This window comes from Chamaesiphon polymorphus CCALA 037, assembly GCF_003003845.1.
Classification (GTDB): Bacteria; Cyanobacteriota; Cyanobacteriia; order Cyanobacteriales; family Chamaesiphonaceae; genus Chamaesiphon; species Chamaesiphon polymorphus.
This window is the reverse complement of sequence record NZ_PVWO01000449.1, coordinates 1-4,858: the sequence shown is the minus strand read 5'-3', so window position 1 is coordinate 4,858 and position 4,858 is coordinate 1. Positions and strand designations below refer to the sequence as shown.

Here is a 4,858-nt window from a genome sequence, read left to right as displayed (position 1 = left end):
CTCCCCACCATGAAATCCGATCGAACCCGCAGCCAAGAACGAATTCTACAACTCCTCAAGCAATGCGATCGGGCAATTTCCGCCCAAGATATTTATGTAGAACTGCGAACTCGAGATCGGGCAGTTGGGCTAGCTACTATCTACCGTGCCCTTGAGAGTCTAAAATTGGAAGGGGTAATTCAATGTCGGACATTACCGACTGGCGAATCATTGTATAGTTGTGTGCAAGCAGATCGGCATCATTTGACTTGCTTGCAGTGCGGACAATCGATCGCGATCGATGAATGTCCGGTCGAACAATTAGAGCACAGACTAGAATCGCTCCATCAATTCAAAATTTATTACCACACTCTCGAATTTTTTGGAGTATGTTTGACTTGTGCCCCAACAGAGGTAGACAATAGCGACGATCGAACGCAAGTGACTAAGTTACATCACCATCACAGTCACGATCGATCTAATTAGTCAGAGTTTAATTGCTCCGCTCCCCCTCATCCTTTTTAAATAGAAATCTGCATGACATTTGAGAGTTTCATGAATTCGATTGGCATTGCCGATCCGCACGGACGCGGGTGGCTCTCCGTAGTGCTGACTTTTATGTTTGCCTGGATCGTCACCTATTTATTTATTCCGAAGGTGCGTACTTTCGCGCTCAAAGTCGGTTGGGCAGACGAACCCAATGCCCGCAGACTACATCAGGAGCCGCGCCCTAATGCTGGAGGATTGGCAATTTATACGGGAGTAATGGCAGCAATTATCTTAGCAGGCTGTCTTGCACCGATCGTCCTTGCCAAAGTCCAAGTTGCGGTTTTAGCCATCTTACTCGGCGGCTCGGTGTTAGTTCTAGTCGGATTTATCGACGATCAATTTGGAGGATTACCCGCACTATTTCGCCTGCTCGTCCAGGTGTTGACAGCATTATTATTAGTAGTTTGTGGCATCCAAATCCATCTTGTCTATTTTGGAGCACCGATCGATGGGATTATATCTGTTGCTTTCACAGTTCTATGGATTGTTGGCATTACCAATGCAGTTAACTTAATGGATGGGATCGATGGTTTAGCGGGTGGTGTGAGTTTTATTACCGCAATGAGCCTATTGGCAGCATCGGCTCAATTTGAAGCCAGAGCGGCTGCTACCCTAATTTGTGCGGGTGCAGGCGGTGCGGCTTTAGGCTTCTTGCGGCACAATTATCATCCGTCGCGGATTTTTATGGGTGATGCTGGAGCCTACTTCCTCGGGTATGTTTTAGCCGCTACTAGCATTCTGGGCAATGTCAAGATGACTACGCTGACTTCGTTAGTGGGGACGATCGTGTTTTTTATTGTCCCAGTTGTCGATACCAGCCAGGTAATAATCAAGCGATTGCTGTCGGGAACTAATCCGATGAGTACGCCAGGAAAGGATCACCTGCACCATCGGTTGTTAGCTCAAGGATTTTCGCAACGACATTCGGCAGTAATTTTGTGGGGGGTAACTCTGGCTGGGGGCATCATTGCAATGCGGATGCAGGGAATCCGACAGATGGCAATCGTGGTAACGGCGATCGGGATTGCTTTGCTACTAATTATGACAGTGTGGCTGCGGCTGCGCGCGATCGTCGAGTCTCCTGACAAACCCATTTCCAATCCAGACGAACAGCCATAAAAACTATTTTTATCCTCGATCGTCGATTAAACTGGTGCGAGTAAACTGACTTTCTATAGCTGTATCGGAGCGATCGCTTGTGTTTTATCGTTGGGCGGATTTATGCCCTATTGATGGGCAATCTGGCAGGCGTATACTCGTCCGAATCGATCGACATGGTGGACTCGATCGCCGATCGAGCTACTGGTTCGGAATTAACGATCTGGGTGCCGATTGCTTATGTTATCGGCCCTGTGCTAACTAGTACTCGACGGCATAAGTAAAGCAACCATTGCCTATACTCTCCCAACTCCCTGTCTTGTCTCGCTGAACCGTCGGCAAAGCCGACGAGCGCGAGCCGCAACTCCCAACTCCCAACTCCCAACTCTTCCCGAAATAGTACTAGGATTTACGCCGCTCGGTACTAGTTGATTGGTAATAAAGTTTAGTCAAGGCGATCGGACGCAATTAGATCGGATTTGTTTGGTTGGAGTGGGGATCGGTTTGATATTATGGGACTGTATCGATCGCCATCAATCGCCCTCGGGATAAATATTGGTATCGATTTTTTGGGTGCTTTACCGACTATTCGTAAATCTTTGCGTCATTCAGATGGCGAAAATCTATTGGCGTGGCTCTTATGTTCGGTTGCTAACGCGCTAAATCTTCTAGCGATCGTTGGCGCAGCCTCTGTGAAAGAGAATTATTGGACTTGGCAAATTGTCATCTATCCAATTTATATATTCCTAGTTACTAGCACAATTTTTTTGCTGTTGTGGCGAGGACAAAGGAATAGATACAGATCGATCTAAACTATACATATTCGGTTGAGTGGTATCGATCTATGGCAGATAAAAATCGCGGTTCATTTATCGGTGGAGTTGTTTTAGGCGCGGCAATTGGTGCTGTCACCGGACTATTGGTAGCTCCCCGTCAAGGACGAGATACGCGGAAAATTCTCACTAAGACAGTAACGGCAGTCCCCCAAATGGCTGAAGATATTTCTAGTAGCGTACAACTCCAAGCCGATAAGCTATCTACGGCTGCTGCCGATCGCTGGCATCAGACACTCGATCGATTGGCAACAGCAATCTCTGCTGGCATTGTTGCCAGTCAATCGCTCCGTGAAGCTAACCCTCCTGCTCGTGATTTAACCTCAAATGAAGGTGATGATTAGCATTAGGGATCGGCTAACCATACACCAATTTGTCTATTTCAGCAGAAACTCCGCTCGGATCGCTAGAGAGACTTGTGACTGTCAGTTATCAACTATCAACTATCAACTATCAACTAATTTTGACCTTCATCGATCCGCTGCTGTTTCTGGGATGCTCGATTCTACTTGTTGCTGTTAGTTTGACAGCATTGGTAGTTGCCGCATTTCCAGCAATTCAAGATTTGTCTCGTGCGGCTAGAAGTGCCGAAAAGCTATTCGACAGGCTCGATCGTGAATTACCGCCGACGCTCGAAGCAATCAGACTCGCAAGCTTAGAATTGAGCGATCTGAGCGATGAAATGTCCCAAGGGGTACAAAGTGCCACAGCAGTAGCTCAACAAGTCGATTTGAGCATCACACAGGTCAAAAAACAAGCAGGGAACGTGCAAACAAATACCCGCAGTGTCTGGGTGGGTATCAAAGCCGCGTGGCAAACCTGGCGGGATCGGGGAGAATCTAATTCTCACGATCGACTTTCTGCTGCAGAGAGAGCCTCTTTACCCCAGTCTCCCGATCGACTCGATCGTTCTTGGCGCGAACTAGACTACTTGGAGGACGACAAGCTAGGGGATAGTGAATAGGCTTTAGCCTGTATTATTCATGAAAGTAGAACTATTTCCACCACAACAATCGATCGATCCAACTAAGTCTGGAGTCTCGCTCTCGCTGTTGAGTATGCCACTCTTGAGCGGTTTGATAGATAAATTCGGTATAACTTGGCGACAAATAAGGTAAGGTTACCAGATCGGCAATTCTCAGTTTTTGGTGGATGGCAAGAGTTAAGATTTGAATTAATTCTGGTGCATTTTGACCGACAATTTCTACACCCAAGATTAGTCCTTTTTGCGTAACAATAATTTGGCAATAACCACTAGTAATATTTTCTAAAATTGCTCGATTGCTGTTTTTAAAATACTGTTTGATAATAGTCAGATCGCGCCGATTGCTATTTAGTGCCGTGCCGATCGTCATCCCTACTCGTGCCATTGGTGGATCGGTGTAGACCGCCCAGGGTAAGTTATTGTAGCTCTTAAAATTAACTTTTGTTTTGCGCCGAGATAGGGCATTTCGCACGGCTACTTGTGCTTCGTACCGCTCCAAAGCTTGCGAGTGATAGCCCCCTAACACATTGCCACAGACGCTACCGAAGGCATAAATCTGAGGATGAGATGTGCGTAATTTATTGTCGATCGAGATCCCTTTATCGGTATACTCGATCCCGATCGGCGTTGCATTGACTGGCTCTAAAAAGGGTCGTGCTGGTAGCGCGAGAAAAATCTCATTGACGAAGAGCGAATCATCGCCAATAGTGATTATTTTGATGCCATCTTCTCGACCGACATTGGTGACGAGTGTTTCTAGATAAATTTTGACACCATCGGCTTCTAATTGTGCCTGAATTAAATTAGCTAGCTCGGAATCTTCATGCGGTAAAATTTGCTCTGTTTCGACAATTAGTGTCACCTGAGCACCCAATTTTGCCAGCGTCTGAGCCAATTCGATTCCGATCGATTCCGAGCCGATAATCGCCCATTTGAGTGGAATATCGCGATCGACCAAACTCGGTAACCGATCGATCGTCAGATAGCCTGCGGCTTGAATCCCTGGAATTAGCGAGTAATGAGCCACAGATCCCGTCGCGATCGCATACGCCTTCGCCCGTAGCGATCTTTCGCCAACATTATATGCTAATTGCGGACGACGACTAAATTCGCCCATCCCGACGATCGTATCGACACCCATCGCCGCTAGTAGCGCGGGGCTAGAGCGTTCTTCGAGTCGATCGATCGCCAAATGAGCGTATTTCCAGGGGTAGCTAGTCAGCGATTGCAGCCGTCCGCGATCTCTTCGATGCTGTGTGGCAATCTGCGCCAACGCATAGGGATAAAAATCGCGCTGAGGGTGCAACTGTCCGTCTGGCAACACCAAAGCCACCCGCGCCCGCAACCCGATCGCTTCGATCGCGGCTGTACGCGCTGCTTCTGTCGCACCGATAATTACTAGGTCGTATTCTAC

General features: G+C 47.5%; 7 protein-coding genes. 6 read left to right on the top strand and 1 reads right to left on the bottom strand.

All coding sequences use genetic code 11. From position 1 onward, the window contains the following. Window positions 1-9: 9 nt before the first annotated feature. The 6 genes from C7B77_RS24100 (at window position 10) to C7B77_RS24075 (ending at window position 3,423) form a co-directional block, all read left to right on the top strand. Window positions 10-465 carry a Fur family transcriptional regulator gene (locus C7B77_RS24100; protein ID WP_106310891.1) on the top strand — a complete coding sequence of 152 codons (456 nt, stop codon included), beginning with the start codon at window positions 10-12 and terminating at the stop codon, window positions 463-465. 51 nt (window positions 466-516) lie between these two features. Then, window positions 517-1,647 carry a glycosyltransferase family 4 protein gene (locus C7B77_RS24095; protein WP_106310888.1) on the top strand — a complete coding sequence of 377 codons (1,131 nt, stop codon included), beginning with the start codon at window positions 517-519 and terminating at the stop codon, window positions 1,645-1,647. A gap of 77 nt (window positions 1,648-1,724) precedes the next feature. Next, window positions 1,725-1,910, top strand: coding sequence for a hypothetical protein (locus C7B77_RS24090; RefSeq protein WP_106310885.1), 186 nt, complete (start codon window positions 1,725-1,727; stop codon window positions 1,908-1,910). Between the two features lie 228 nt (window positions 1,911-2,138). Continuing rightward, a complete protein-coding gene (locus tag C7B77_RS24085; RefSeq protein WP_146138486.1) occupies window positions 2,139-2,438 on the top strand; it encodes a hypothetical protein in 300 nt (99 codons plus the stop codon). A gap of 32 nt (window positions 2,439-2,470) precedes the next feature. Then, entirely contained in the window at window positions 2,471-2,803 is a 333-nt protein-coding gene (locus C7B77_RS24080; RefSeq protein WP_106310880.1) for a YtxH domain-containing protein, read from the top strand. Between the two features lie 29 nt (window positions 2,804-2,832). Next, window positions 2,833-3,423 (top strand): DUF948 domain-containing protein, encoded by a 591-nt coding sequence (locus tag C7B77_RS24075; protein WP_245894368.1) that lies wholly within the window; start codon window positions 2,833-2,835, stop codon window positions 3,421-3,423. A 31-nt stretch (window positions 3,424-3,454) separates the two neighbouring features. Here the strand turns inward: C7B77_RS24075 and C7B77_RS24070 are convergent. After that, window positions 3,455-4,858: FAD-dependent oxidoreductase (locus C7B77_RS24070; RefSeq protein ID WP_106310877.1), on the bottom strand; the 1,404-nt coding region annotated here is incomplete at its 5' end.

What these genes read in the sequence shown, in the direction of transcription:
- C7B77_RS24100 (WP_106310891.1), top strand. Translation starts at nt 10, where the DNA reads ATGAAATCCGATCGAACCCGCAGCCAAGAACGAATTCTACAACTCCTC.
- C7B77_RS24095 (WP_106310888.1), top strand. Translation starts at nt 517, where the DNA reads ATGACATTTGAGAGTTTCATGAATTCGATTGGCATTGCCGATCCGCAC.
- C7B77_RS24085 (WP_146138486.1), top strand. Translation starts at nt 2,139, where the DNA reads ATGGGACTGTATCGATCGCCATCAATCGCCCTCGGGATAAATATTGGT.
- C7B77_RS24080 (WP_106310880.1), top strand. Translation starts at nt 2,471, where the DNA reads ATGGCAGATAAAAATCGCGGTTCATTTATCGGTGGAGTTGTTTTAGGC.